This is a genomic window from Cellulomonas sp., assembly GCF_965229465.1.
GTDB lineage: Bacteria > Actinomycetota > Actinomycetes > Actinomycetales > Cellulomonadaceae > Cellulomonas.
This window is the reverse complement of sequence record NZ_OZ245882.1, coordinates 2,195,592-2,220,185: the sequence shown is the minus strand read 5'-3', so window position 1 is coordinate 2,220,185 and position 24,594 is coordinate 2,195,592. Positions and strand designations below refer to the sequence as shown.

The 24,594-nt window shown below is 71.6% G+C and carries 24 protein-coding genes and 1 tRNA gene; 6 read left to right on the top strand and 19 right to left on the bottom strand.

Features of this window, described 5'->3' with window-relative positions; genetic code table 11:
- Positions 1-177: 177 nt before the first annotated feature.
- Complete coding sequence (locus ACO06A_RS10715) at positions 178-1,341, bottom strand: N(5)-(carboxyethyl)ornithine synthase (RefSeq protein ID WP_421735986.1); 1,164 nt, start codon at positions 1,339-1,341, stop codon at positions 178-180.
- Between the two features lie 63 nt (positions 1,342-1,404).
- Here ACO06A_RS10715 and ACO06A_RS10710 point away from each other — a divergent pair, with 63 nt between their 5' ends.
- Positions 1,405-2,106: a hypothetical protein gene (locus ACO06A_RS10710; protein ID WP_421735985.1), complete on the top strand. Its 702-nt coding sequence runs from the start codon at positions 1,405-1,407 to the stop codon at positions 2,104-2,106.
- A 23-nt stretch (positions 2,107-2,129) separates the two neighbouring features.
- Here ACO06A_RS10710 and ACO06A_RS10705 read toward each other — a convergent pair whose 3' ends face one another.
- The gene (locus ACO06A_RS10705; RefSeq protein ID WP_421735984.1) at positions 2,130-2,768 is read right to left on the bottom strand and encodes a DUF4203 domain-containing protein; all 639 of its coding nucleotides are present in this window, start codon (positions 2,766-2,768) and stop codon (positions 2,130-2,132) included.
- A gap of 175 nt (positions 2,769-2,943) precedes the next feature.
- On the opposite strand from ACO06A_RS10705, the gene ACO06A_RS10700 reads away from it, so the two are divergent.
- Positions 2,944-3,525: a TetR/AcrR family transcriptional regulator gene (locus ACO06A_RS10700; RefSeq protein ID WP_421735983.1), complete on the top strand. Its 582-nt coding sequence runs from the start codon at positions 2,944-2,946 to the stop codon at positions 3,523-3,525.
- 3 nt (positions 3,526-3,528) lie between these two features.
- On the opposite strand, the gene ACO06A_RS10695 is transcribed toward ACO06A_RS10700, so the two are convergent.
- Positions 3,529-4,224 carry an ABC transporter ATP-binding protein gene (locus tag ACO06A_RS10695; RefSeq protein ID WP_421735982.1) on the bottom strand — a complete coding sequence of 232 codons (696 nt, stop codon included), beginning with the start codon at positions 4,222-4,224 and terminating at the stop codon, positions 3,529-3,531.
- Positions 4,221-5,351, bottom strand: coding sequence for an ABC transporter permease (locus ACO06A_RS10690; RefSeq protein ID WP_421735981.1), 1,131 nt, complete (start codon positions 5,349-5,351; stop codon positions 4,221-4,223). Before ACO06A_RS10690 ends, ACO06A_RS10695 begins: the two co-directional genes overlap by 4 nt.
- A gap of 205 nt (positions 5,352-5,556) precedes the next feature.
- Between ACO06A_RS10690 and ACO06A_RS10685 the strand changes: the two genes are divergently transcribed.
- The 3 genes from ACO06A_RS10685 to ACO06A_RS10675 are packed head-to-tail and all read left to right on the top strand — an operon-like array spanning position 5,557 to position 8,676.
- Positions 5,557-6,918, top strand: coding sequence for a hypothetical protein (locus ACO06A_RS10685; RefSeq protein ID WP_421735980.1), 1,362 nt, complete (start codon positions 5,557-5,559; stop codon positions 6,916-6,918).
- A gap of 37 nt (positions 6,919-6,955) precedes the next feature.
- Entirely contained in the window at positions 6,956-7,537 is a 582-nt protein-coding gene (locus tag ACO06A_RS10680) for a hypothetical protein (protein ID WP_421735979.1), read from the top strand.
- Positions 7,537-8,676 (top strand): SPFH domain-containing protein, encoded by a 1,140-nt coding sequence (locus tag ACO06A_RS10675; protein WP_421735978.1) that lies wholly within the window; start codon positions 7,537-7,539, stop codon positions 8,674-8,676. The genes ACO06A_RS10680 and ACO06A_RS10675 overlap by 1 nt, the downstream gene beginning before the upstream one ends.
- 109 nt (positions 8,677-8,785) lie before the next feature.
- On the opposite strand, the gene ACO06A_RS10670 is transcribed toward ACO06A_RS10675, so the two are convergent.
- The 12 genes from ACO06A_RS10670 to ACO06A_RS10615 all read right to left on the bottom strand — a co-directional run bounded on the left by ACO06A_RS10670 (position 8,786) and on the right by ACO06A_RS10615 (position 19,797).
- Positions 8,786-10,147, bottom strand: a complete 1,362-nt coding sequence (locus ACO06A_RS10670) for a permease prefix domain 1-containing protein (RefSeq protein ID WP_421735977.1) — start codon at positions 10,145-10,147, stop codon at positions 8,786-8,788.
- Positions 10,144-10,506 (bottom strand): PadR family transcriptional regulator, encoded by a 363-nt coding sequence (locus ACO06A_RS10665; RefSeq protein ID WP_421735976.1) that lies wholly within the window; start codon positions 10,504-10,506, stop codon positions 10,144-10,146. Before ACO06A_RS10665 ends, ACO06A_RS10670 begins: the two co-directional genes overlap by 4 nt.
- Before the next feature lie 85 nt (positions 10,507-10,591).
- Entirely contained in the window at positions 10,592-11,578 is a 987-nt protein-coding gene (locus ACO06A_RS10660; protein ID WP_421735975.1) for a DUF4214 domain-containing protein, read from the bottom strand.
- Between the two features lie 212 nt (positions 11,579-11,790).
- Complete coding sequence (locus ACO06A_RS10655) at positions 11,791-12,123, bottom strand: YnfA family protein (RefSeq protein ID WP_421735974.1); 333 nt, start codon at positions 12,121-12,123, stop codon at positions 11,791-11,793.
- A 79-nt stretch (positions 12,124-12,202) separates the two neighbouring features.
- The gene (locus tag ACO06A_RS10650; protein WP_421735973.1) at positions 12,203-12,535 is read right to left on the bottom strand and encodes a hypothetical protein; all 333 of its coding nucleotides are present in this window, start codon (positions 12,533-12,535) and stop codon (positions 12,203-12,205) included.
- 80 nt (positions 12,536-12,615) lie between these two features.
- Complete coding sequence (locus ACO06A_RS10645; protein WP_421735972.1) at positions 12,616-13,386, bottom strand: MerR family transcriptional regulator; 771 nt, start codon at positions 13,384-13,386, stop codon at positions 12,616-12,618.
- 410 nt (positions 13,387-13,796) lie between these two features.
- On the bottom strand, positions 13,797-14,657 hold the full coding sequence (locus tag ACO06A_RS10640) for a hypothetical protein (protein WP_421735971.1): 861 nt from the start codon (positions 14,655-14,657) through the stop codon (positions 13,797-13,799).
- Between the two features lie 531 nt (positions 14,658-15,188).
- Positions 15,189-15,264: transfer RNA gene (locus ACO06A_RS10635), tRNA-Thr, on the bottom strand.
- Positions 15,265-15,344: 80 nt separating this feature from the next.
- Complete coding sequence (locus tag ACO06A_RS10630; protein WP_421735970.1) at positions 15,345-16,907, bottom strand: alpha/beta hydrolase; 1,563 nt, start codon at positions 16,905-16,907, stop codon at positions 15,345-15,347.
- Positions 16,908-16,998: 91 nt separating this feature from the next.
- Complete coding sequence (locus tag ACO06A_RS10625) at positions 16,999-18,138, bottom strand: DNA polymerase III subunit delta' (RefSeq protein ID WP_421735969.1); 1,140 nt, start codon at positions 18,136-18,138, stop codon at positions 16,999-17,001.
- Positions 18,135-18,761 carry a dTMP kinase gene (tmk, locus tag ACO06A_RS10620; protein ID WP_421735968.1) on the bottom strand — a complete coding sequence of 209 codons (627 nt, stop codon included), beginning with the start codon at positions 18,759-18,761 and terminating at the stop codon, positions 18,135-18,137. The genes ACO06A_RS10625 and tmk overlap by 4 nt, the downstream gene beginning before the upstream one ends.
- Positions 18,762-18,789: 28 nt before the next feature.
- The gene (locus ACO06A_RS10615; RefSeq protein ID WP_175347312.1) at positions 18,790-19,797 is read right to left on the bottom strand and encodes a Gfo/Idh/MocA family protein; all 1,008 of its coding nucleotides are present in this window, start codon (positions 19,795-19,797) and stop codon (positions 18,790-18,792) included.
- Positions 19,798-19,909: 112 nt separating this feature from the next.
- Here ACO06A_RS10615 and ACO06A_RS10610 point away from each other — a divergent pair, with 112 nt between their 5' ends.
- Complete coding sequence (locus ACO06A_RS10610; RefSeq protein ID WP_421735967.1) at positions 19,910-20,368, top strand: hemerythrin domain-containing protein; 459 nt, start codon at positions 19,910-19,912, stop codon at positions 20,366-20,368.
- 3 nt (positions 20,369-20,371) lie between these two features.
- On the opposite strand, the gene topA is transcribed toward ACO06A_RS10610, so the two are convergent.
- The 3 genes from topA to ACO06A_RS10595 all read right to left on the bottom strand — a co-directional run bounded on the left by topA (position 20,372) and on the right by ACO06A_RS10595 (position 24,504).
- The gene (gene topA / locus ACO06A_RS10605) at positions 20,372-23,092 is read right to left on the bottom strand and encodes a type I DNA topoisomerase (protein ID WP_421735966.1); all 2,721 of its coding nucleotides are present in this window, start codon (positions 23,090-23,092) and stop codon (positions 20,372-20,374) included.
- A 78-nt stretch (positions 23,093-23,170) separates the two neighbouring features.
- The gene (locus tag ACO06A_RS10600; protein ID WP_421735965.1) at positions 23,171-24,118 is read right to left on the bottom strand and encodes a phosphatase PAP2 family protein; all 948 of its coding nucleotides are present in this window, start codon (positions 24,116-24,118) and stop codon (positions 23,171-23,173) included.
- A gap of 59 nt (positions 24,119-24,177) precedes the next feature.
- Entirely contained in the window at positions 24,178-24,504 is a 327-nt protein-coding gene (locus tag ACO06A_RS10595) for a hypothetical protein (RefSeq protein ID WP_421735964.1), read from the bottom strand.
- Between the last annotated feature and the right edge of the window lie 90 nt (positions 24,505-24,594).

Here is a 24,594-nt window from a genome sequence, read left to right as displayed (position 1 = left end):
GCCCGGCTCGTCCGTGGGTGCGGGCGTGAATGTCTGCGACGCCATTGCCGATGTCCTTCGTTCGTACGCGCGTGGGTCTGGTGTCGGCCGCGTCGGTGCGACCGTGGATGCGCTCCCATAGGGTGACACGTGTCACCGGGGAAGGCAACGACGCACGGAGTCATCACCTCCGTGGCCCTACGCCACCGCGTGCGGGTACTCGGCGGACCGGCCCTGGAACGTGAGGATCGCCTCGTTGCGGATCTGACCGTCCTCGATCTCCACCGCCCGCCGGATCGTGTCCGACGAGGCCCACGACTCGGGGCCCGCCATCACCGTGCGCAGGAACGGCATCAGCGCCTCGCTGATCTCCCACGTCGTCGAGTTCCACAGCAGCGATGGGCTGTGGTCGACCGCGTAGTAGTTCGTCGTGTCACCCACCGTGAACATCGGGTCCGCGAACGACGTCGGCCGCGCCCAGCTGAAGCCCATCCCCTCGTCGACGGACACGTCGACGATGAGGCTGCCCGGCCGGAACTCACCCAGGTCCGAGGTGCGCAGGTACGTCAGCGGCGAGTTCGGGTCCTGCAACGTGCAGTTGACGACGATGTCGTTCTCGGCCAGGTACCCAGGGAGCCGCACCGGTCCGTCCTCGGTGGTGACCGTGCTCTCGAACGGGTGCTCGGGGTTGTGGTCGAAGTGGATGATGTCCACCGACGGGATCGGGGAGCCGACGGCAGCGATCTCCCGGTTGGTGAGCACCCGCACGTCGTGGATCCCGTGCGCGTTGAGCGCCGTGACGGCGCCGCGAGCGGTCGCGCCGAACCCGATCACCACCGCGCTGAGCCTGCGCCCGTAGTCACCGGTCGACCCGCACAGCTGCAGCGCGTGCAGCACCGAGCAGTAGCCCGCCAGCTCGTTGTTCTTGTGGAACACGTGCAGGCCGAAGCCGCCGTCCGCCTGCCAGTGGTTCATGGCCTCCCAGGCGATCAGGGTGAGCCGCTTGTCGATCGCCAGCTGGGTGATGCGGCGGTCCTGCACGCAGTGCGGCCACCCCCACAGCACCTGACCGTCGCGGAGATCCTCCAGGTCCGACGCCTGCGGCTTGGGCAGCAGCACGATGTCCGCCTGGGCGATGACCACGTCGCGGTCGGACATCTGCCCGACCAGTGGCGCGATCTGGTCGTCGGCGATGCCGAATCGGGCGCCATAGCCCCGTTCGAGGATCATCCGCGCCCGCAGGTCCGCGTCGATGCGCTCGAGGTGACCGGGGTGGATCGGGAGCCGGCGCTCGTCGGGCTTGCGCGACGTGGCCATCACGCCCAGGCGCAACAACCCGGGCTTGGCAGTCGTTTTACTCATGCTTGATCGTAGTGGCGTGCGGTGCAGGGCCAGCTGCTGGGCGCGACCATGGACAATCGCCCCATGACCATCACCGGCTACGTCCGCAACAACGCCGACCGATTCCGGATCGTCGTCGCGATGTGGATCGTCGTCGGCTTCGGCGGCGCCCTGCTCTTCGGCTCCTTCGGCCTCATGCTCGTCACGGGTACCGGCATGTTCGCGGACAAGGCGGTCGTCGATCCCGGCCTGGAGTTCTCCCCCGGCCAGGAGGTGGCGGTCGACGACGGCGTCGGCCCCGGCAACTTCATGGTGCTGGCCACCCCCGCCACCGTGGACCTCGGCACGGTCGAGTGCGCCTGGAAGAGCCAGGTGTACAGCACCGGCGAGCAGAGGGAAGGCCGCCTGGACATCGCCCACCCCGACGGCGTCGCCGAGACCGTGACCACCTACGACTCGACGCCGCGCAGCTTCGTGCCCCTTGCTGCCACCCGGAACACCGAGTGGATGGAGCCGGACCTCCTGACCTGCACCGGGGAAGGTGTCGAGTCCTTCGCGATCACCTCCACGGACGGGGTCCTGACCGACGGGTTCCGCTTCGGCGCCGGCGCTCTGCTCCTCGTGCTCGCGCCGGTGGTCTTCGGACTGGGACTGGTCGCCCTCCACTTCACGCGGAAGTGGCACCAGCACGGGATGTTCCCCGCACCTCCGGTCCCCGCGTACTACCCTCCCCCGGCCCAGCAGCCGCTCCCGCCCGGGCACAACCCGTTCGGTCCGCCGCGCTGACTCACCCGACCGCCCCTCTCAGGTCAGCGCGCCTCGGCCAACCAGGCCTCGTTGACGGTGCGGCGCACCTCGATCCGCTGCCGGGTCTGGACGATGAAGCCGACCACGGCCAGCACCACCAGCAGCACGTACCACACCCAGCTCGCGTCGACGGCGCTGCTGAAGCCGCCCTCGGAGAAGTCGGCGGAGTTCAGGGTGCCCAGCAGCAGCATCAGGCCGGCGACCACTGTGACCGCGCCCGCGAGGGAGCTGGCCACCGCCAGCACGACCATCGGCATGTTCCCGACCACTGCCAGCAGACCGAAGAGCGCGCCGATGGCCACGCCCACGAGCACGGCGACCCAGCTCCAGTCGATCCCCAGGGCGACGACAAGTCCCGCACCGATCGCGTAGCCGAACGCCGCCATCGCGAGGATCACGGCCACCGCGTAGTACAGGTAGGCGAGCACGGCGAAGATCACGGCGAAGACGAAGCCGGAGACCCACCCGAGTGCCGTGCCGAGGAAGCTCTCGTCCGCGAGCTCGGCAAAGAGGCCTGCGCCGAAGGCGAACCCGGCGAAGAAGCCCCAGATCGGGAGCACGAGCCGCAGCACGAACTGCCCCGCGAACAGCATGGCGCCCCCGGCGACGATCGCCAGGATGCCCAACAGGATGTCTGCCATGTCTGCAATGTAGGACTCCCGACCCTCGATCAGTGGGAAAACACGGACATACCGTCGCGGCGACCGAAGCGGTCAGCTCCGCGATGCTGAGGATCAGACCGACGGGGAAGATCTCAGGCGCGCGCACGTACCATCGGTGTCCGGTGCGCGCCCTGCGTGCGCGAGAGGGGGTGCGGTGCCACGGATCGATGCCCCGACGGTCGCGGAGCACCGGGCCGCGCGTGAGCGGGCGCTGCTCGACGCTGCACGCGGGCTGCTGACGGACCGCCCGGAGCGCGTGCCGACGCTCGCGGAGGTCGGGGAGCTCGCGGGCCTGTCCCGCTCGAGCGTCTACCAGTACTACGCCTCGAGCGAGGACCTGCTCTCCGCCGTCGTGCGCGACTCGTTCCCGCGCTGGCAGGAACGCCTGGACGCGGCGATCGGGGCGGCCCACGGCCCACGCGGACGCGTCCTGGCCTACCTGCGCGTGAACCTCGAGCTCGTCGCGGACGGTGAGCACGCTCTGGCCCGGACGTTGGTGTCGGTGGCGCCGTCCGAGGAGCTGGCGCGCCGGTCGCAGACCTTCCACGACCGGCTGCTCGCGCCGCTGCGCGAGGCGCTCCGGGAGCTGGGCGCGCCGGACCCGGAGACGACGACCGAGCTGATCAATGCCCTGGTGCACACCGCCTCCCGTCAGGTCGAGCAGACCGGCGAGCTGGAGCGCGCGTACGACGCCACCGCGGCACTGATCGACGGGTACCTGCGCACGCTCGCCTGAGCGTCAGGCCGGCCGGAGCCTGCCGTCGACCATCTCCAGCACGCGGTCGCAGTGCTCGAGGACGTCGTGGTCGTGCGTAACCATCACGGACGCGACGTCGTGCTCGTGCGTCTGGTCGGCCAGCAGCCGGACCGTCTCGTGGCTGCGGCGCCGGTCGAGCGCAGCGGTCGGCTCGTCGACCAGCAGGACAGACGGCGAGGACACGAGGGCGCGGGCGATGCCGACGCGCTGGCGCTCCCCACCGGACAGGCGGCCCGGGCGCCGGTGCGCGTGGGGCGTCATCCCGACGGCCGCCAGCAGCTGCTCCGGGGAGGTCGTCGCCCGCCGGCCGGTGATGCGCTCGACCAGCCGGAGCTGGTCGAGCGCGGTCAGTGCGGGCACGAGGTTCCCGGACTGGAAGACGAAGCCGACCTGGTCGCGCCGGAACGTGGCCAGGGCGCGCGTCGACAGCGCGGTCACGTCGACGTCGTCCACGACGACCGACCCGGAGGTCGGCCGGACGAGGCCGCCGGCGACCGCGAGCAGGCTGGACTTGCCGGCGCCCGACGGCCCGACGATCGCGACGAGCTCGCCCGGCGAGACGAGCAGGTCCACGTGGTCGAGCGCGGCGACCTGCTGATCGCCGTCGCCGAACGTGAGGGTGATGTCGGCCAGCGACAGGCCGGTGCGGACGCGCGTGGGGGCGGTGGCGGCGGTCATCGGTTCTCTCCGAGGGCTGTGACGGGGTCGATGGAGGCGATGCGGAGGGTCGCGACGGTCGCGCCGGCGAGCCCGAGGCCGAGCAGCAGCACCGCGCCGCCGGCTATCGGTGCAGCCTCGAGGGCGAACGGCATGCCGGTGCCCAGCAGGAGCGCCCCGAGGCCGAGGCCAGCGCCGACCCCCACGGCGACGGAGCCGGCGAGCATGATCGCGGCCTGCAGGACTCCGTCGCGCAGCAGGAATCCCGTGGAGGCGCCGATCGCCCGCATCACGGCCAGCTCGCGGGTGCGCTGCACGGTCCAGAGCGTGAAGAACGCCCCGACGACGAGGGCCGAGATCGCGTAGAGGAACACCTGGATGAGCTGCATGGTCATCAGCTCGGCGGTGTACCCCGGTGAGGAGTCGTAGACCTCCGTGATCGTGCGTGCCGACGTCCCCGCGTCCGCGTCCGCGGCCGCCAGATCGGGCAGGACGCCGTCCACGCCGCGTACCGCCACGGCGCTCGCGACGTCGTACGTGCCGGCGTCCGCCTCCTCGCCCGGCAGCAGGCTCGCATGGATCTCCTGCCAGGTGGGCAGCGCGAGGTAGGCGATGTCGACGTGGCCGAAGGTCCGCTGGTCGGCGGTGAAGCCCACGACCTCGAGCTCGGTGCCCAGCCGGTCGAGCGTGAGCACGTCGCCGAGCGCGACACCCTCGTCGCGAGCCGAGGCGCTCAGCACCACCTCGCCCTCCGCAGCGATCGCGCGACCCTCGGAGGCGGCGGGCGCGACGAACCCGGCGGGGTCGACGCCGAACAGGGTGAGGTCCACCGGCGTCCCGTCGTCGTTCTTCGCGTTGACGATCGACGTGCCGAGCAGCTCGGCGTCGGCCACGTCGTCGCGCGCCGCCCAGCTGTCGCGCTGGGCGGTCGTCACCTCGGAGCGCGTGAACGCCGAGTCGGTCTTCGTTCCTTCCGCGAACACGACCGCCTGGATCGGACTGCGCATGAGGCCGGACACGCCGTCGACCACCAGACCGGACGACAGCCCCGACAACAGGACCATGAGGACGGCGATGAGCGCGACGACCGCACCCATGAGGCCGAAGCGGGTGCGCGCGAAGGCGAGCTCACGCAGGGCGAGGAACACGGTGGACCTCTCGAGAGGGGACCGCGACGTTATCGACACGGTGTCGGTATCTTACCGACACCGTGTCGGATAGTTGTCATGACGCTGCTCACGCCTCCACCTAGCGGCGCAGCTCGACCCGCGGGACCCGCGCCGTTGAGCGGGCCGCGCGGACCCGATCGCGCGATCAGTGGAGCGGGGGGCCGCTGGTGCCGATGCATCCACCATGGCGACGCCACCCTCCCCCGAGTCCCGCACGTCCGCAGCCGGCCCGGAGGTCGAGGCGACCGGCGCCGAGGCCGTCACGCTCGAGGCCGAGCTCGTCGACGAGGAGGCCGCGCGTGAGATCGCGAAGGCGGTCAGCGCCCGGCACGCCATCGCCCGCAAGTACGTCCTGCGCCTTCGTCGTCGACACCCGGACGCGACGCCCGCCGAGGTGATCCGGATGCTCGAGCGCCACTACGGCACCTCGATCAGCACCGCGGGTGCCGTCATCGCCGCGGGCGCCATCGCCGCGGACGTCGGCATCGCGCTGATCCCGGGCGTCGGGGCAGCAGCGGCCGGCGCCAAGAGCGCTGGGCAGCAGGCGGCCAAGAAGGCTGGCAAGGAGGCCACGAAGGTCGCTGCCAAGTCAGCGGCGAAGGCGGCCGCGAAGAGCGTTGCCCTCGGCGTCGGGAAGTCCGGTGCCCAACGCGTCGCGGCCCTTCTTCCGGCGGGCGACGAGCAGCTGCAGTTCGAGCTCACCGCCATCTTCGGTCTCGCGCTCGCGGACATCCACGGGATGGAGCTCGACCAGGACCAGGCGCACGCCCTCGTGTACGGCCTGTCGAACAGTCGCGTGAGCCAGCAGCAGATCGCGACGATGGCCGCGGACGTCGCGACCGTGACCCCCGGCGGCGTCACTGGCGTCGGGCAGGAGATCGCCGCCGGCCGCACGGACTGGTCGCACTGGGCGAACACCCTCGCGGACACCCTCCCCGCGGGAGCGGCGCAGAGCCTCGTCCGCACCATCCAGACGGGCCAGCTGGACACCATGCGCGCGGGCTTGGGCGACAAGCAGCAGACGGCGATCGAGTACGGGGTCGGCGCGCTGACGGGCGGCGTGACCCGCTTCGTGTTCGGTCGTGACGTCATCAACGCGTCCCGGACCGCGTTCGCCGACGCCCCCGACGAGTTCCCCGCCCACCTGGCCGTCACAATCGCGGCCGACGCCGAGGACGCCGAGGCCAACCGCGCACTGGCGGCCCTCGAGGACGCAGCGGCGGCGACCGGGCACTGGTTCGCGGGCGCCGCCAGCGCGGTCGGAGGCGGCGTCGCGACGAGCGCCACCGCCGTCGGTACCGGGGTTGCGAGCGCGGCCGGCACGGTGACGCGGCAGTTCCGGAGCGTAGACCTCGACGGTGACGGGATCCTCGACGAGCCGCAGGCACTCACCGCGGTCAAGGGCGTCGGCGGCGCGATCGCCGGCTCAGCCACCACGGTGGGCGCCAACGTCGCGGGACTGTTCCGATCGAGGAAGCGCCACGGCCGCGGCGACGCAGACACCGACCAGAACGACAGCGTTGCAACCGCGGATGAGCTCGTCTAGGGACACGTCAGGGATCCTCACCAGGATCCCTGCGCCGATGCAGAAGCCCGTGGCCCGAGCGCTGGCACTCGGAGCGCTGTTCGCCGTCGTCATCGGTGCGATGTCCATCGCGGCCCGTTCGGAGGTCGAGGACACCACGACCTCCGGGCACCTCTGGTGGACGACGACGACGGTGAACCCGCAGAGCGACACCGAACGATTGACGTTGCTGCTCGTCGGGATCGGCTTCTTCGCGGTGGCCCTCGTGTGCGCAGCACTCGCGCTCCGGATGATCACGAGGCAAGGGAGCCTCAAGCAGTACCCCGCGATCCTCACGGGCATCGAGTCGATGACGATCCAGCAGATCGCGGAAATCACCGGCACGAGCACATCGAGGGTCTACCGCGACCTCCGCGCCCTGATCGACTCCGGGGCCGTCGAGGACTTCTACCTCGACTACCGGTCAGAACGAGTCGTGAGCACGAAGTACATCCCGCAGCGCTCGCACAAGACCGTAGCCACGTGTCGCGGGTGCGGCGGCAACAACGAGGTCATCGTCGGTATCCCGAGGAGCTGCAGCTTCTGCGGTGAACCCGTGGTCCTGCCCCCTGTGCACCGAAGAGACGAAGGTAGGAACTGATGGGACTGATCAGCGCGGCGACCGCCGCCGTCGGCGGCACGCTCGCGGACCAGTGGGTCGACTTCTTCACCGCCCCGGCGTTCGACGAGCAGACCGTGGTGGCACCCGGAGTCATCCAGGCGAACAACAACGAGCGAGGGTCGAACACGCGGGGATCGACGAACATCGTCACCGACGGGTCCCGCATCGCCGTCCCGGAGAACACCGCCGTGATCATCACCGACGGTGGCGGCATAGTGAGCGCGTCGACCGAGCCGGGGTACTTCGTGTTCCGCAACGACGGGCAGCCCTCGATCTTTGCCGGCTCGGGGCCGCGCAGATCCCTCCTCACCCAGTCTTGGGAGCGGCTCACGTTCGGCGGGCAGCCCGGCCAGCAGCAGCTCGTCTCCTACGTCAACCTCCGCGAGCTGCGGAACCTGCCGTTCGGCACCCCCGGCCCCCTGCCCTACAAGGACCTCTCCCTCGTCCCGCCGGGCTCTTCGCAGGCGCCCGTCCTGCGCCTGAGGGCCCGTGGCCGGTACTCCGTGCGGGTCGTCGATCCGATCCGCTTCTTCCGCACCGTCCTGCCGCCCAACGTGCGGTCGTATACGTTGGCCGACGACGCCGCGAGAGCCCAGCTGACCCAGGAGTTCATCACGACTTTCCAGGGTGCCCTGCAGGCGCTGTCACGGACCACCGACATCGCCTCACTCGCCGCGCACGGCCCCGAGCTCGCCGCGGAAATGACCAGCACCGGCGGCCCGGCAGGCTCGTGGATCGAGCGGTTCGGCCTGGAGGTCGTCGGAGTGGCCGTCTCCACCATCGAGTACGACCAGGCGTCGCGCGACCTCATGGACAAGTACAACAAGGGCGTGCTGCTGGGCGGTGGAATCGGGAACGCGTACGCGCAGGCGACGGTCGCCGACTCGGCCCTCGCCATGGCCGAGGGCGGCCCAGGCGGAGCAGGGATGGCGGGCCTGGCCCTGGGGCTGGGGGCCATCGGCGGCACGGTGTCCGGGCTGACGCAGCCGAGCGCTCCCGCGCCCGCCGCGGTCGATCCCGTCGCCGTCCTGAGCCAGCTCAAGGCGATGCTCGACCAAGGCCTCATCAGCCAGGAGCAATACGCCGCGAAGCAGGGCGAGGTCCTCGGCCGGATGTAGCGGTCGGCCCCGAGCACTCCGCCACCTACCTGCCGTCGGCACCGCAGCCGTTGCCGCCCGCGTACGACCCCTATGCGCCGCCGCGCTCACACAACCGTCGCGGGCCGCGTCAGGCGAAGTCGAAGAGCGGCGGGAACACGAGCACGACCACCGCGGCCCAGGCGGCGTACACCGGGAGGTACCGCGTCTGCCAGTGCTCGAGCTGCGAGAACGTGCCGTGTCCACGCAGGAACCGGGTACTCCGCCACGCCGAGACCCCGAGGTGCACGAGGAGCAGCAGGTTGAGCCCGAGGGCGGCGATCTTGTTGGGGCTCGTACCGAACTCCGCGATCCGCGTGAGCATCGCGGTGAGCATCACGGCGTCGACAGCGAGGGCGGCCCCTACCAGGACGAGCTGGAGCCAGTCGGCGAGCGCGGGCGGGGCGAGCGGGTCGCGGGCCGAGATCGAGTAGAGGAGCAGCGCCAGGACCAGCACGAGGATCGCGTCCATCAGGATGAGCAGCTCGCGGTCCACCTCGACGAAGCCGCCGGAGGCGATCAGCGCCACGAGGACGGCCACGAGCATGGCGATGGTCAGCGGCGTGAAGATCCGGGTCAGCACGGGCGCGATGTTCTCGACGACGTCCTGCTTGGCCTCGACGAGCCAGGCGGCGACGAGGAGGGCGCCCGGGACCGCGAACGGCATCACCCACTCCGTGATCACCGGACCGGGGTCGACACCGGCGAGCTGGAGCACCCCGGCGGTGAGACCGAGGAGGACCCCGCCACCCAGCGCGAGCAGCGTGTAGTAGATGGCGAGCTCGCCAGTGAACCGCACGAAGTCCATGCGTCTGCCGTCGGAGAGCCAGGACTCGGCGACGTACGCGAGCCCCACCAGCAGCCACAGGACGACGGGCGCGTGGATGATCGCCAGCACCTCGGTCGACCCCTCCGGGGCGAACGGGTACACGTTGAGCGCGACGGCGAGCACGACGAACGGCACGGCGATCGCCGCCACGGTCCGCACGCCGGCCTGGCGCTTCCACCCGAGGTACGCGGCGAGGAACGGCACGACGAGCAGACCGATGTTGCGAGCGAGCGCGAGCTCGTCGTCGCCGAACCACGCGATCCCCGCCCGCACCGCGACGCCCGCACCGACCGCGAGCGCGAGTACGACCGCCAGCTCCCGCCACCGCGGCGCCAGGGCTCCGGAGGCGCCGAGCGTGCTGTCGGGAACCAGCGCGAGCTGCTTCCACAGCCGGTCCGAGTGCTCACGGGCGTACTCGCGGGACACGGCGTCCACGTTCCCGAGGCGCTTGATCGCGACGAGGAACGCCTCGTCGTCGTCGAGCCCCGTCGCGCGCAGGTCCGCCACCTGGCCACGCAGGTGATCCTCGAGCTCGTCGACGTCGGCCGACGAGATGACCTGCCGTCGGAGCACGTAGCCCCTCCACCGGTCGACCTGGGCCTCGAGCTCGTCGTGCGCCATCATGCCCACACCTCGACGACGGTCGCGGGCCGCGGCGCCGCCTCCCAGACCTGCCGGAGCGCGTCCGCGACGACGGTCCACTGCGCCTGCCGGTCGGCGAGCGCCGCCCGGCCGGTCACGGTGATCCTGTAGTGCTTGCGGCGTCGGCCCGACTCGGACGTGCCCCAGGAGGACGACACGTGGCCGAGCCGTTCGAGCCGGTGCAGGAGCGGGTAGAGCATGCCGTCCGTCCATTGCATGCGCCCGCCGGAGAGCTCGCCGACGCGTTTGAGGATCGCGTACCCGTAGAGGTCGCCGTCCGCGAGGATCCCGAGCACGAGCGGGGTCGCCGACGCGGCCACCAGGTCCTTGTCGATGCGCACGGCCGCTCCTCTACCTTGATGTGCTAGGTATCGAACCCTAGCGCCTCTAGGTATGGAGTGGGTCACCCGGCTGACGTGCCGCGGACTACCCCGCAGCGACCACCGTCAGCGTCGCCCTCGCGTTCAGGCCGCGGTGCTCCGCGTTGACCTCGTGCGGGCCGACAGCGGCGGGCTGGCACACCCCCAGCACGCACGGCTGACCGTCCCAGGTGATGCGGGCCTCGTCGGTGACGTCGCCGATGAGCGCACCGTTCGGTTGGTACGCCAGGACGGTGTAGCTCCGCCCGGTACCGAGGGGCACGCCGGTGTCCTCGCTCGGAGACAGGAGGATGTACCCGACGGAGGGGCGGGACGTCTCGTTGGCCCAGTACTCGTCGGACGCGATGATGCCGCCGATGATCTGCTCGTCACGGGCACCGTGCTGGATCGCGGAGACCCACGTGCTTCGACCCGTCGGGTCCAGGCCGCGGCCGAGCAGCCACCAGTAGTAGCCGTCGACGACCGACGACAGGTACTCCGTCGAGAGCAGGAAGCCCATCGCCACCTGCGCACGGGTCGCTCCCCGGTTGAGCTGACCCTGCCAGAACGCGACCTCCGAGTCGCCCGCCCCGCGGCCCAGGACGTCCGCATACAGCGCCCGCACCCAGTCCGCCGAGTTGCCACCGGCGACCGCCCAGTACTCGTCGGAGGCGATGAACCCGGAGTCCAGCTGCTCGATCGTCATACCGGCGCTCATGTTCCGGAGCCAGAACTGCAGCCCCGCGGTATCCGGTCCGCGACCGAGGTACGCGCCGTAGGCGTCGATGATGAGGCCCGACCGGAACTCCTCCGACGACGTGATCGCGTTGGCGACCGCGATGCGCGGCGTGCCCGATCTCAGCGCGGTCGTCCACGTCGTGCGGCCCGTCGGGTCCGGTGCGCGGTCGAAGAGGTCCTCGTACACGGAGACCACATAGTTCTCCGTGGCGTTCAGGTCGACGGCGGTGAGGGGCACGGCGGCAGCCGATCCTGCCGCGAAGGGAAGCAGCAGGGCGACGACGGCGAGCGCGACGGCCGGGCGAACGATACGCACGTGGTCTCCGAGGGGAACGGGAGGAGCAGGCGCGGCGGTGTCGCCGTGTCCGACGCCGGGCTCACCCGCAGGCCGCTACCGCGGGCACCGCCTCGGACCCCTGACGTGAGGCGGAGCGTATCGAGTCCTCGACACCCCGCGGGCAGCTTCTGCGTCGTTCGATCGGGGCAATCCCGCCGCACGGCCACACGACCGAGCCGGCCCTGCTCGGTTCAGGTTCTGGGTGCGTACATGATCACGGCGACGCCGAGCAGGCAGATGGCCGCGCCGGTGATGTCCCACCGGTCGGGCTGGAACCTGTCGACGGCCATGCCCCAGGCAAGTGAGCCGGCCACGAAGATCCCGCCGTACGCGGCCAGGATCCGCCCGAAGCTCGCGTCCGGCTGCAACGTGGCGACGAACCCGTAGGCGCCCAGCGCGACCACCCCGGCGCCGATCCAGAGCACGCCGCGGTGCTCGCGCACGCCCTGCCAGATCAGCCAGGCGCCGCCGATCTCCGCGACGGCCGCGACGGCGAACAGGAACAGCGAGCGAAGCACGGTCATGGGAGCAGTCTCGCGCGGGTGAGGGTCAGGGTCGCTTCGCTCATCACGCGCACCAGCTCCTCGCCGCTGATGGAGGTCATCATGATCGGCCCCTCGGGAGGGGGCGGTGGTCAGCAGCGCCGCCGCACGCACAGCCGGTGCTGCACGCGGTCGACGCCGCTGCGGCTTGCCGCCGGCGCACCCACGCGCCCGCCCCGACCAGGACACCCACGAGCGCGACCACCCCGAGGGCGACAGCCTCCCCTCCGGCCAGGAATGCCCCGAGCCCGGCCGCGAGCCCGCCGGCGGCGATCAGCGGCAGGGAGCACGCCACGGCGCAGGCCACCGCGATGCCGATCCCGGCCGCGACGCCCCTCTTCGTGCCGCTGGTGGTGGGGTTGCTCGTGGCGTGGTCGTGGGTCGGGGTGGTCATGGTCTCTCCTCGGTCGTCTTCGGGCAGGGCGGATCGCGGCCGGAACCGACTGGTACCGGTCGAGCGTCGAGCGGGCGGGTTCAGGCAGCGCTGCCAAACATGGCCGCGAGGACGTCGGCGGCGTCGTCGGGAGCCTGAACCTCGAGGCGGACCCTGCCGGTGGTCATCGTCAGGGTGAAGGTGAAGAAGGTGCAGCAGTCCTGCTCGGCGGCGGCGAGCCGTGCGACCTCAGCGACCAGCTCGGCAGAGGCGACGAACTGCAGGGAGACGCCGCCGGCGATCGGTTCGCGGCTCAGCGCCTGGGCGACCACCGCCTGCCAGTCGGAGATCCGGTCCGGCACCGAGCCGGAGTCGAGGGAGCACGCGACGACGGGTGCTGTCGGCGCAGCGACGACCGGAGCGCGGGTCAGCGGGACGAACGTCCGCCGATCAGCAAGGGGCGCAGGTGCCGCGGTCGCGCACGGGCACCCGTCCCCGCAGGCACCCGAGGTCGGTGCGTCAGCCAGCCGCGCCGAGACGGTCTGCAGCTGAGCCGCCAGGGCCACGAGCTCCCCGATGCGCGTCTGGGTCTCGCCCAGGCGTACGGCGACCATCTCCACGACCTGGTGGGCGACGGTCGAGCAGTCCTCGACGTCGTAGGCCTTCACCAGCTCGGCGACGTCGGCCAACGGGATGCCGAGGTTCTTGGTCGCGGTGATGAACCGCAGCCGCGCGAGATCGGCGTCTTCGTAGGCCCGGTACCCGTTGCCCCCTCGGGCGGGCTGGTCGATCAGCCCGATGTCCTCGTAGTAGCGCAGCGTCGTGGCAGGTACCCCGACGAGGTCTGCGACCTCAGCGATGCGGTAGCTCATGCCGCGACCGTAAACCTTCCACCAGGGTGGAAGGTCAAGCCCTCTCTGGGCATGACGGGTCGCGGACGGACGGACCGACGAGTCAGATGTGTCTCGCGTCCTGATACAACGGCTGCCGCCCCGTGAGGACCCCCGCAGCTGACCCGGCGCTCGCATGACAAAGGCCCCGCGCCAGCGTTTCCGCTGGTCAGGGGCCTTCGTGTCGGAGCCGCCTAAGAGAATCGAACTCTTGACCTTCTCATTACGAGTTAGTTCCGGTCTGTCCGGGCCGTGTCGGGTCGTGTCAGCGCGTGCGCTCCCGTGCCTGGTCAGGTGGCGTCGGCCCTGCCGTCGGGTGCCCAGGAGTGCCGACGAGTGATGTCACGAACGACGAGGTTTAGTGACACGGTCGTGACACCGATTCGCGAGAACTACGGCTGCTCCACCTCGGGCTGCTCCACCTCGGGCTGCTCCACCCCGGGCTGCTCCACCCCGGGCTGCTCCACCCCGGGCTGCTCCACCTCAGCGTCGCCTCCGTCCGAGACCGCATGCCTTCCGCCAAGCAGTGCATGTAGGTGCTCGACCGGGATGCCTCGCGGCGCGGCGTCGACGTCCCCGCTCGCTCGACGATTCGCCGCCTTTGCTACGCGTGCCACGGTCTCCAGCGCCTTGCTCGTGGTCTTGAGGGAAGCGTCGATGGTCTTGAGTCGACCTTTGACCGACGTGGACGAGACCGAATAGGTCTCTTGAAGCAGGTTGAGCACGTCGAGCGCGAATGTGTCCGAGTAGGGGCGGCCTCGGTCGTCGGTGTAGTTGATGGCGACCGCGACTTGGTCAGGAGTCGGCTCGGCGTTCTCTAAGTCGCTGCTCCCGGCGACCATGTGACCTGCCCACCAGACGTTACGAAACGTCTGGCTCGGCGCGAGCCCCGAGAGAGCCGATGAATATCGGCGAATGATGTGGTCAGTCACGTTCCGGCCGAACCCCTCGGGAACGACGAGCGGCGGATCGAACGTGACCGAGACTTCTCGCGCCATACTGACGCCTGCGTTATGGATGACGAGATCGACGGTCGTGTCGCTGTCTCGTGCATGACGGAACTCAGCGATGACCATCGGGCGGCTTCGGTCGCGACTATCTCTACCCGCGTTGACAATGGCCCAGACGGCGAACGCGGCCGTCGCGATCGTCGCTAACGCGGTCACGGCTCCATTGGAGTCTTCGATCCACTGCCACCCGATACCGATCGCGTGCGAGATCGACTGCCAAACGTCCGCGAGGTTGTCACCCATGAGCGGGACGCTAGCGGTTGGCGCAGGTCAGGCGGTGGCCCAAGGTCAACACTGCGAACGAGCGACCCCGCTCGACCGGCTAGGGATGAGCGGGGTCGCACGTGTCCGCACCCTGGCCCGGCGATTCCGGACCGGGCCAGGGCGTGGCTGGAGGCGGGCCGGGAGGACCACGGAGGAGCAGACTCCCGGCCCGCCGATTATGGGGCCTACACGCCCGGGAACGCCTTCGCGCGAATCGCGGCGGAGAACTGAGGCGTGACGTCGAGTTCCGCCACTCTGCCGCCGACAGCGCGCAGCACATGAAACGTCCACCCGCCGTCAGCACCGGGCGCGAGCAGGTAGCAAGTCGTGTCGAGCGTGACCCTGAGGACTTACGCGCACGCTGCCGACGACGCCACGAGGGCGGCAGCGGAGGCGCTCGGAAGCCTGTTCGCGGCTCGTTAGTGACAGATCCGGGCGGATCTCGTGACATGGCGCACGCGCGACGAAGGCCCCGTGCCAGCATCTGCGCTGGTCACGGGGCCTTCGTGGTGGAGCCGCCTAAGAGAATCGAACTCTTGACCTTCTCATTACGAGTGAGACGCTCTGCCGACTGAGCTAAGGCGGCGTCGTCGTGGACCGTGGTCCCCGGCGAGCCCGCTCACTGTACCCGGCGGACCCCCACCGCTCCAAAGTGAGCGGGACGGGTCAGCAGCGGGTGCCCTCCGCCGGGACGGTGCCGGCGAGCAGGTAGGCGTCGACCGCGTCGGCGATGCACTCGTTGGAGGAGCCGTAGGCGGTGTGGCCCTCGCCCTCGTAGGTGAGCAGGACCCCCGAGGAGAGCAGCTCCGCCAGCTGCTCCGCCCACTGGTAGGGCGTCGCGGGGTCGTTGGTGGTGCCGACGACGAGGATCGGTGCGGCGCCCTCGGCGGCGTAGGAGTCGAGGCTCTCGGCCGCGGGTACGGGCCACTGGGCGCACAGGGTGGCGCCGTACGCGAAGAACGAGCCGACCGTGGGCGCCGCCGCCTCGATCTGGGCGGCCTCGGCGCGCATGGTGGGGATGTCGGCGGGCTCGCGGCTGTCGAGGCAGTTGATGGCGTCGAACGCGACGATCGAGTTGGCGCTGTACGTGCCGTCGGGCTCGCGGTCTGAGTACTGGTCGGCCAGCTGGAGCAGCAGTGACCCGTCGTCCTGCTCGAGCGCGGCTGTCAGGGCCTGCGACAGGTACGGCCAGTACGACTGCGAGTAGAGCGGCAGCGCGATCCCGTAGAACGCGAGGCTGCTGGTCAGCTCACGGTCGGTGCCGGTGGGCAGGGGGTTGTCCCGCGCACGGTCGAGGAAGCTGCGGACCTGGGCGAGGCCGGAGTCGACGGAGCCGGTGAGCGGGCAGCCGGACCCACCCTGGCAGTCGGCGATGAAGGCACGCAGCGCGTTCTCGAAGCCCACCGCCTGCCCCTCGGACGCCTCGGCGGACGTCAACGTGGGCGGCAGGGCGCCGTCGAGCACGAGCCGGCCGACCTTCTCGGGGAACAGCGTCGCGTAGGTGGCGCCCAGCGCGGTTCCGTAGGAGAAGCCGAGGTAGGACAACGTCGGGTCGCCGAGCGCTGCACGCAGGACATCGAGGTCACGCGCGGTGCTGACCGTGTCCACGTACCCGAGGGAGTCGCCGGTGTTCTCCAGGCACGCGGCTCCGAGCTCCCCGTACGCGTCCATGACGGACTGGATCCCGGCGTCGGTCGAGTAGTCCGGGTCGGTGGCGATCAGCGCGTCGAGCGCGGGACCGTCGACGCACTTGACCGGGTTCGACCGCTGGACGCCCCGCGGGTCGAAGGCGACGAGGTCGTACTGGAGCCGGACGTCGTCGCTCACCATGGTCGCGGCCTGCGCGAGGAAGTCGATCGCGGAGGCGCCGGGCCCGCCGGGGTTGAGCAGCAGCGACCCCAGCGGCTCGCCGCCCGTGGCGCGCAGGCGTGCGACCGCGAGGGTGATCGACGGGCCGGCCGGATCGGCGTAGTCCAGGGGCACCTGCGCCGTGGCGCACTCACCCTCGGCGCACGTCGTCCACTCGAGCTGCTGGCCGTAGAACCGGGCGAGGTCACCGGTCGGCTCGGCGGACGGTGTGCCCACGCCGGCCGCGGGGGCGGACGCCTGGTTCTTGGGAGCGACGCACCCGGCGAGCAGGACGAGCACGACGAGGAGCGTGGCGGCGAGCCTGTGCCGCGGGTCGCGCCTGGCGCCTGCGGGCATGGCGAGGCGGACGGAAGGCGGCATGCGAGTACGGTAGCTGCCGATCCTGAGCCCCCCGACCTCGTTGGTCCCAGGGGACACAGCCGTCACCCGATCTGCACAATCGGCGCGCGCGTCACCCCTGCGGGCGCAGCGCCACGGCCATGGCCTCGACGGCGAGCAGGGGCGCGACGTTCCCCGCGAGACGGGTGCGCGCCTGGCCCACGGCGTCCATCCGGCGCAGCGTCTGCTCGGCCGTGCTGGCCGCCGCCAGCGCACGGACGGATCCCTCGTGCTCGATGTTCACCAGCTCGACGCCGGCGCCCAGCTGCACCACGAGCACGTCCCGGTAGAGCGACAGCAGGTCGACCATCGCGCGGTCGAGCACGTCGCGCTGCGCGCGGGTGGCCCGCCGCTTCTGGTCCTCCTCCAGCTGCCGCACCTGGGTGCGCAGGCTGGGGGGCAGGGTGGCTGCACCCTCGGCGCCCATCGACCGGAGCAGCTCCGCCTTCTCCTCGGCGTCCCGCTGCTCGGTCGCGGCCTTGGCGTCGGCCTGCGCGGTCTCGACGAGCTCACCGGCCGCCATGACCGCGTCGCCGACCCCGCGGATCTTCGCCGCGATGCCCAGCACCGCGGACCGGCGCGCACGGGCCTCGGGGTCGCGGGCCAGCCGCCGGGCGATCCCCACGTGGCTCTGCGCCGCGCGGGCGGCCACCGCGGCGACCGCGGGGTCGATCCCGTCGCGGGACACCAGCAGGGCCGCGACGGCGTCGACCGGGGGAACCCGGAGCGCCACGGACCGGCTGCGGGAGCGGATGGTCACCAGCACGTCCTGCGGGCTCGGCGCGCAGAGCACCCAGACCGTGCGGCCGGCCGGCTCCTCGATCGCCTTGAGCAGCGAGTTGCCGCTGGTGTCGTTCAGGCGGTCCGCGTCCTCGATGATGATGACCCGGTGCCGACCCTGCGAGGGCGACCGCTGGGCGAGCTCCACCAGCGGGCGGGCCGTCTCCGCGCGGATGAACACGCCCTCGGTGGCGACGACCGTGACGTCCGGGTGCAGCCCGCGCAGGGTGGTGGTGCAGTCGTGGCAGACGCCGCACCCGCCGGTCGCGCACTGCAGCGCCGCCGCGAACGCGCGCGCCGCGTTGGAACGCCCCGATCCCGGAGGACCGGTCAGGAGCCAGGCGTGGGTCATCGCGGCGGGGTCCTCGATTGCGTGCTTCAGCACCTCGACGGCGGGCTCCTGGCCGACGACGTCGTCCCAGACGCTGGTCACGGCGCGACCCCGAGCAGCGGCGCCACGCGCTCGCGCACCGCGGCGGCGAGCTCGTCGACCGGTCGCGTCGCATCCAGCACGAGCCACCGGCCGGGCTCGGCTGCGGCCCGGCCGAGGAACGCCTCGCGCGTGCGGCGGTGGAACTCGTCGCCGGCCCGCTCAAGGCGGTCCGGGTCCCCCGTCAGCCGCGCCTTCCCGGCCACGGGGTCCAGGTCCAGCAGCACGGTCAGCGCCGGGAGCAGCCCGTCGACGGCCCACAGGGAGAGGCGCTCGACCTCGTCGGCCCCCAGGTCGCGGCCGCTGCCCTGGTAGGCGACCGACGAGTCGAGGTAGCGGTCGGTGACGACGACCGCGCCGCGGGCCAGCGCCGGACGGACGAGCGAGGCCACGTGGTGCGCGCGGTCGGTGGCGTACAGGAGGGCCTCGGTGCGCGCGTCGACGTGGTCACCGTGCAGGACCGCGTCCCGCAGCAGGACGCCGAGCTCGGTGCCGCCGGGCTCCCGCGTGAGCACGACCTCGTGGCCCAGGCCGGTCAGCCACTCGCCCAGGAGGCGCGCCTGCGTCGACTTCCCCGCGCCGTCACCGCCCTCGAAGGAGAGGAAGAGGCCGGCGGGAGGTGTCACTGCGCCAGGGTAGCCGCCGGGGCGGACATCACTCGCCCGGGTAGGTGACGCCGATCAGGGAGCGGACGGTGTCCATGGTCCGCAGCACCTCGAGGGTGTTGTCCCACGTCATCCGCGGGCTCTGCGTGGCACCCTCGGCCACCCGGCGGGCGACCTCCGCGGCCTCGTACTGGAGGCCCTTGGTGCCCGGCTGGTCGAAGTCCCAGACCCGGCCGTCGAGGCGCCGCACGTGGAACGAGGTCGGCGCGTAGAAGCTGCCCTTGACCACGATGTTGCCCTCGGTCCCCGAGATGAGCGCCATCGTCGGCGTCTTGGCCCACATCGTCGTCGACAGGGTGGCCTGCGCCCGGTCGCCGTAGGACAGGACCATCGAGATCTGGCCGTCGACGCCCGTCGTGGTGAGCTGCCCGACCGCCTGCACGGCATCGGGCACCCCGAGGAAGTCGTGCGCGAACGAGACCGGGTAGACGCCCAGGTCCAGCAGGGCTCCGCCGGCCAGCGCAGGGTCGAACAGCCGGCTCTTCGGGTCGAACGTGAACGCCTGGCCGTGGTCGGCGGTCAGGTTGATGACCTCGCCGATCTCCCCGGCGTCGATCACCTGGTGCAGCGCGTAGACGTGCGGCAGGAACCGCGTCCACATCGCCTCCATGACGAACACCCCGGCGGCGCGCGCTGCGGCGAAGACCTCCTCGGCCTCCCCGGCGTTGCGCGTGAACGCCTTCTCGACGAGCACGTGCTTGCCGGCCTTGATGGCCAGGAGCGCCTGCTCCTTGTGCTCGGAGTGCGGGGTCGCGATGTACACGGCGTCGACCTGCGTGTCCTCGACGAGCTCGCGGTAGCCCACGTGCGTCGTCGGGATGTGGTGCGCGGTGGCGAACCGCTCCGCGCGGTCCTTGTTGCGCGAGCCGACCGCGACCAGCTGCGCGCGGGTGTGCGCGTTCACGGCCGCGGCGAACGTCGCGGCGATGTTGCCGGCGCCGAGGATTCCCCAGCGGATCGGCGGAGCGGTACGAGGGTCCTGTGCGCGGTCAGCCATGGGCGACAACCTAGCGCGATGGGCGGTGCACGCCCTGCCGAGCCGGTGCCGCTCCGGACAGCCGAGGGCGAATGCCTTGCCCTCCCCGCCGGAGGCGGTGTTGGGTGGCCCGGTGCCTCCCGTCCCCGACCGCCTCGCCGCGTGGGGTCAGGAGCTTGTCGAGGTGCACGACCGGTTGCGGGACGAGCTCGACACGCTGCTGGAGCACCTCGGCGAGGGCACGGGGCTGACCGCCGACCTGCGCGCCCACTGCGTGGCGTTCTGCGGCGCGGTCGGCCGTCACCACACCGGCGAGGACCGCACCGCGTTCCCGGCGCTGGCCGCGCAATACCCCGAGCTCCGAGGCACGCTGGAGGGCCTCGAGAGGGATCACGTCATGGTCGCGGGGATCCTGCAGCGGATCGACGAAGCGCTGCGGACGGCCGACGGCGACCCGGCACGGGCCCGCGGCGAGATCGACGGGCTCGCCGCCATCCTCGAGTCGCACTTCCGCTGGGAGGAGCGTGCGATCGTCGCGGCTCTCGACGGCCTCGCGGACCCGACCGTGACCCGCGAGCGCCTGTTCGGCTGACCCCTACTTCTTCGCGGCGGCCTTGCTCTTGGCCGGTGCGCGCTTGGCGGGTGCCTTCTTCTTCGCGGGGGCCGACGCGCGCTTCTCGACGAGCAGCTCGATGGCCTGCTCGCGCGTGATCGACTCGGGCGTGAGGTCCCGCGGGAGGGTCCGGTTGGTGACCCCGTCGGTGACGTAGGCGCCGAAGCGCCCCTCCTTGACGGTGATCGGCTTCTCGGACGTCGGGTCGTCGCCCAGCTCACGCAGGGGCGGTGCCGACGTGGCGCCGCGGCCGCGCTTCGGCTGCGCGTAGATGGCCAGCGCCTCGTCGAGCGTCGTCGAGAAGAGGGCCTCCTCCGAGGCCAGCGTGCGCGAGTCCGTGCCCTTCTTCAGGTACGGGCCGTAGCGACCGTTCTGCGCGGTGATCTCCGTGCCGGACTCGGGGTCGACGCCGACCACGCGGGGCAGCGACAGGAGCATGAGGGCGTCGTCGAGGGTCACCGACTGGAGCGACATCGACTTGAACAGCGAGGCGGTGCGCGGCTTCGGGGCGGCCGCGAGGGCCCGCTTCTGCGCGGCGGCCGACAGCGAGGTGTCGATCTCCGGGTCGGGCAGGATCTCGGTCACGTACGGGCCGTAGCGGCCGTTGCGCGCGACGATCGGGGTGCCGGCGACGGGGTCGGTGCCGAGCACCTGGTCGCCCTCGGGCTGCGTCTCCAGGAGCTCGCGGGCCTTGGCCACGGTGAGCTCGTCGGGTGCCAGCTCCTCGGGGACCGACGCGCGCCGGGTGGTGCCGTCCTCGGCCGGTTCCGCAAGAGAGTCCTCGAGGTACGGCCCGTACCGGCCGACGCGCAGGACGATGCCCTCGCCGATCGGGATCGAGTTGACCTCGCGGGCGTCGATGTCACCGAGGTTGGCGACGAGGTCCCGCAGGCCCTCGCCCTCCTCGTTGCCCGACCCGTCGCCGAAGTAGAACCGCGACAGCCACGCCACGCGGTCCTTGTCCCCCGCCGCGATGGCGTCGAGGTCCTCCTCCATCTCGGCGGTGAAGTCGTAGTCGACGAGCCAGTCGAAGTTCTCCTCGAGCAGCCGCGTCACGGCGAACGCCAGCCACGACGGCACGAGGGCCTGCCCACGACCGGTCACGTACCCGCGGTCCTGGATCACGGAGATCGTCGCCGCGTAGGTCGAGGGTCGGCCGATCCCGCGCTCCTCGAGCGCCTTGACCAGCGACGCCTCGGTGAAGCGCGGCGGCGGGGACGTGCGGTGGCCGTCGGCGGTGAGGTCGGAGGCGGACAGCGGGTCGCCCTCCGCCATCCTCGGCAGGCGTGCGTCGGCCTTCTCGGCTGCGGCGTCGTCCGACGAGTCGTACCGGGAGTCGTCGCGACCTTCCTCGTACGCGGCGAGGAACCCGCGGAACGTGATGACGGTGCCCGACGCGGAGAACAGGACGTCGGTGCCGTCCGCGGCCGTGGCGCCGAGGCGGACCGAGGCGGTCTGGCCGCGGGCGTCGGCCATCTGCGAGGCGACCGTGCGCTTCCAGATCAGCTCGTACAGGCGGAACTGGTCGCCGGACAGCTCCTTGGCCACCTGGGCCGGGGTCCGGAAGTGGTCACCGGCGGGGCGGATGGCCTCGTGGGCCTCCTGCGCGCCCTTGGCCTTGCCCGTGTACACGCGGGGCGCGTCGGGCACGTACTCGGCGCCGTACAGCTCCGAGGCCTGCCGGCGCGCGGCGTCGATCGCCTGCGTGCTCAGCGACGAGGAGTCCGTACGCATGTAGGTGATGTAGCCGTTCTCGTACAGCCCCTGCGCGGTGCGCATGGTCGCCCGGGACGCCATCCGCAGCTTGCGCGACGCCTCCTGCTGGAGGGTCGAGGTGGTGAACGGCGCGGCCGGTCGGCGCGTGTACGGCTTGGTCTCCAGGGAGGCGACGGAGAACGACGCGTCCACCAGGCCGGCCACGAGCGAGGTCGCCCGCGCCTCGTCGAGGTGCGCGACGTCGGCGGCCCGCAGCTGCCCGGTGTCCAGGAAGTCGCGGCCGGAGGCCACCCGCTGTCCGTCGACCGAGGACAGCCGCGCGTTGAACGAGGGCTCGGCGCTGTCCTGGACGGCGAACGTGCCCGTCACGTCCCAGTAGTCGGCGGCGACGAACGCCATCCGCTCGCGCTCACGCTCGACCACCAGCCGCGTCGCCACGGACTGCACGCGGCCGGCCGAGAGGCCCTGCCGGACCTTGCGCCACAGCACGGGGCTGACCTCGTACCCGTACAGGCGGTCGAGGATGCGACGCGTCTCCTGGGCGTCGACCAGCCGGTCGTCCAGCTCGCGGGTGTTGGCCAGCGCGCGCTGGATGGCCTCGCGGGTGATCTCGTGGAACACCATGCGCTTGACCGGGACCTTGGGCTTGAGCTCCTGGAGCAGGTGCCAGGCGATGGCCTCGCCCTCGCGGTCCTCATCGGTGGCCAGGAAGAGCTCGTCGGAGTCCTTCAGCAGCTTCTTGAGCTCGCTGACCTTCTTCCGCTTGTCCGCGTCGACCACGTAGTACGGCGCGAAGCCGTTGTCGACGTCGACCGCGAACTTGCCGAACGGGCCCTTCTTCATGTCCGCGGGCAGCTCCGACGGCTGCGGGAGGTCACGGATGTGCCCGACGCTCGCCTCGACGTCGTACTCCTCGCCGAGGTACCCGGCGATCGTGCGCGCCTTGGCAGGCGACTCCACGATCACGAGCTTGCGCCCTGCAGACATCGGTCAGGCCCTTCTCAGACTTCCGCGGGCCGGACGACCCGCTTCCTCGTGCACCGCTGGGGACTCTACGGCGTGCCGTCAACCCCGCGGCAATCGCGATGCCGCGGCCTGCCGCAGCACCAGCATGACCGCGAACGCCAGGCACGACGCCATCAGAGCGCCCGCGGCACCGCCCAGATATGCGGTCACCTGCTCCGCGCGGGCCTCCAGATCGTCGCGGTTGTCCCACGTGTGCGACAGGGCGACGACGGCGGAGGCACCCGCCCCGACGCCCACGATGACGAGCCCCGCGAGCACCGCACGCATCGTGGCCGGCGTCGGCGGCGGGTCCGATGCGAGGCGGAGCGCGCCGGTGGCCGTCGACGGGCGCGCGGGCGTCAGCGCGACGAGCGCGCAGGCGATCGCGGTCCACGCCAGCACCACGAGCACGGCCGCGACGACGTCCGACGGCCGGTGCCACTGACCGATGAGCGTGGAGACGCCCGTCGCGGTCGTGTAGCCCGCACCGAGCACCGCTGCCCACGGCCGCACGCGCGGCGGCACCACCAGGAGCAGCGCCGCCGAGATCGAGGCGGCCGCGGTGGTGTGCCCGCTGGGCAGCGTGTTGCCGTAGCTGGCCTCCACGCCGAGCTCCGGGCGGTAGAAGACCCAGTTCTTCAGCACGCGGGTGGTGAGGTTGGCGCCGATCATCAGGACGGCCACCTGGATGGCCAGGGACCAGCGGCGGCGCAGCGCGGCGATGAGCATCGCGCCGAGGAGCACGGCCGCGATCGCGCTGACCGACACCACGTCCAGCACCCGCTCGGCCACCCGCCACAGCTGGGTCTGGCCGTACAGGGCACCCTGGAGCGCCGCGTTCTCCACCTGCTGACCGGCCAGCGTCTCGACGAACACCCGCCAGAGCACGACCACCCCGGCGAACGAGAGCACCGCGACCAGGAGGCAGACCACGACGACCGCACCCCGGCGGTCCGCGACGGCCGGAGCCGGTCGCGACGGCGCGGGGATGACGGGGGTGTCGCTCACCGCTCAACGGTAGGTCACCGACAGCGGTGCACCGGGCGTCGTCCCGTGCGCAGACGCCCTCACGACGCCGGCGCGGGCTCCCCCGGGCCGACGACGACCGCGTGCAGGCAGCCGACCAGCCGGGCACGCACGTCGTCGTCCGCGTTGATGCACAGCAGGCAGCCGCCGCGGCGCTCGAGCTCCCACCCCGCCTCGTCGATGACGTCGGCCGCCTGCCCGCTGCGCAGGCTCACGGCCGCGAGGTCCAGGACCACCAGCGACGCCGACGCCGACAGCGCGGCCAGCAACGCCCGGAGCCGGCCGACGTCCGCGCGTCCGAACGATCCGGCGGGACGCACGTTCGCGGTCAACCACGGGTCGTGCGCTGCGGTTGCTTGCGGGCTCATGGCTGGCCTCCGGGCTCTGTCGGTCACGCGATGCGTGCTCGACACCCACTTCACCGGCCGGGGCTGTGGACAGCCTGGACGTGACCATCT

Coding starts and splice junctions, on each gene's coding strand:
- ACO06A_RS10715 (WP_421735986.1), bottom strand. CDS start 1,341: ATGAGTAAAACGACTGCCAAGCCCGGGTTGTTGCGCCTGGGCGTGATG.
- ACO06A_RS10710 (WP_421735985.1), top strand. CDS start 1,405: ATGACCATCACCGGCTACGTCCGCAACAACGCCGACCGATTCCGGATC.
- ACO06A_RS10705 (WP_421735984.1), bottom strand. CDS start 2,768: ATGGCAGACATCCTGTTGGGCATCCTGGCGATCGTCGCCGGGGGCGCC.
- ACO06A_RS10695 (WP_421735982.1), bottom strand. CDS start 4,224: ATGACCGCCGCCACCGCCCCCACGCGCGTCCGCACCGGCCTGTCGCTG.
- ACO06A_RS10685 (WP_421735980.1), top strand. CDS start 5,557: ATGGCGACGCCACCCTCCCCCGAGTCCCGCACGTCCGCAGCCGGCCCG.
- ACO06A_RS10680 (WP_421735979.1), top strand. CDS start 6,956: ATGCAGAAGCCCGTGGCCCGAGCGCTGGCACTCGGAGCGCTGTTCGCC.
- ACO06A_RS10675 (WP_421735978.1), top strand. CDS start 7,537: ATGGGACTGATCAGCGCGGCGACCGCCGCCGTCGGCGGCACGCTCGCG.
- ACO06A_RS10670 (WP_421735977.1), bottom strand. CDS start 10,147: ATGATGGCGCACGACGAGCTCGAGGCCCAGGTCGACCGGTGGAGGGGC.
- ACO06A_RS10655 (WP_421735974.1), bottom strand. CDS start 12,123: ATGACCGTGCTTCGCTCGCTGTTCCTGTTCGCCGTCGCGGCCGTCGCG.
- ACO06A_RS10650 (WP_421735973.1), bottom strand. CDS start 12,535: ATGACCACCCCGACCCACGACCACGCCACGAGCAACCCCACCACCAGC.
- ACO06A_RS10645 (WP_421735972.1), bottom strand. CDS start 13,386: ATGAGCTACCGCATCGCTGAGGTCGCAGACCTCGTCGGGGTACCTGCC.
- ACO06A_RS10640 (WP_421735971.1), bottom strand. CDS start 14,657: ATGGGTGACAACCTCGCGGACGTTTGGCAGTCGATCTCGCACGCGATC.
- ACO06A_RS10630 (WP_421735970.1), bottom strand. CDS start 16,907: ATGCCGCCTTCCGTCCGCCTCGCCATGCCCGCAGGCGCCAGGCGCGAC.
- ACO06A_RS10615 (WP_175347312.1), bottom strand. CDS start 19,797: ATGGCTGACCGCGCACAGGACCCTCGTACCGCTCCGCCGATCCGCTGG.
- topA (WP_421735966.1), bottom strand. CDS start 23,092: ATGTCTGCAGGGCGCAAGCTCGTGATCGTGGAGTCGCCTGCCAAGGCG.
- ACO06A_RS10595 (WP_421735964.1), bottom strand. CDS start 24,504: ATGAGCCCGCAAGCAACCGCAGCGCACGACCCGTGGTTGACCGCGAAC.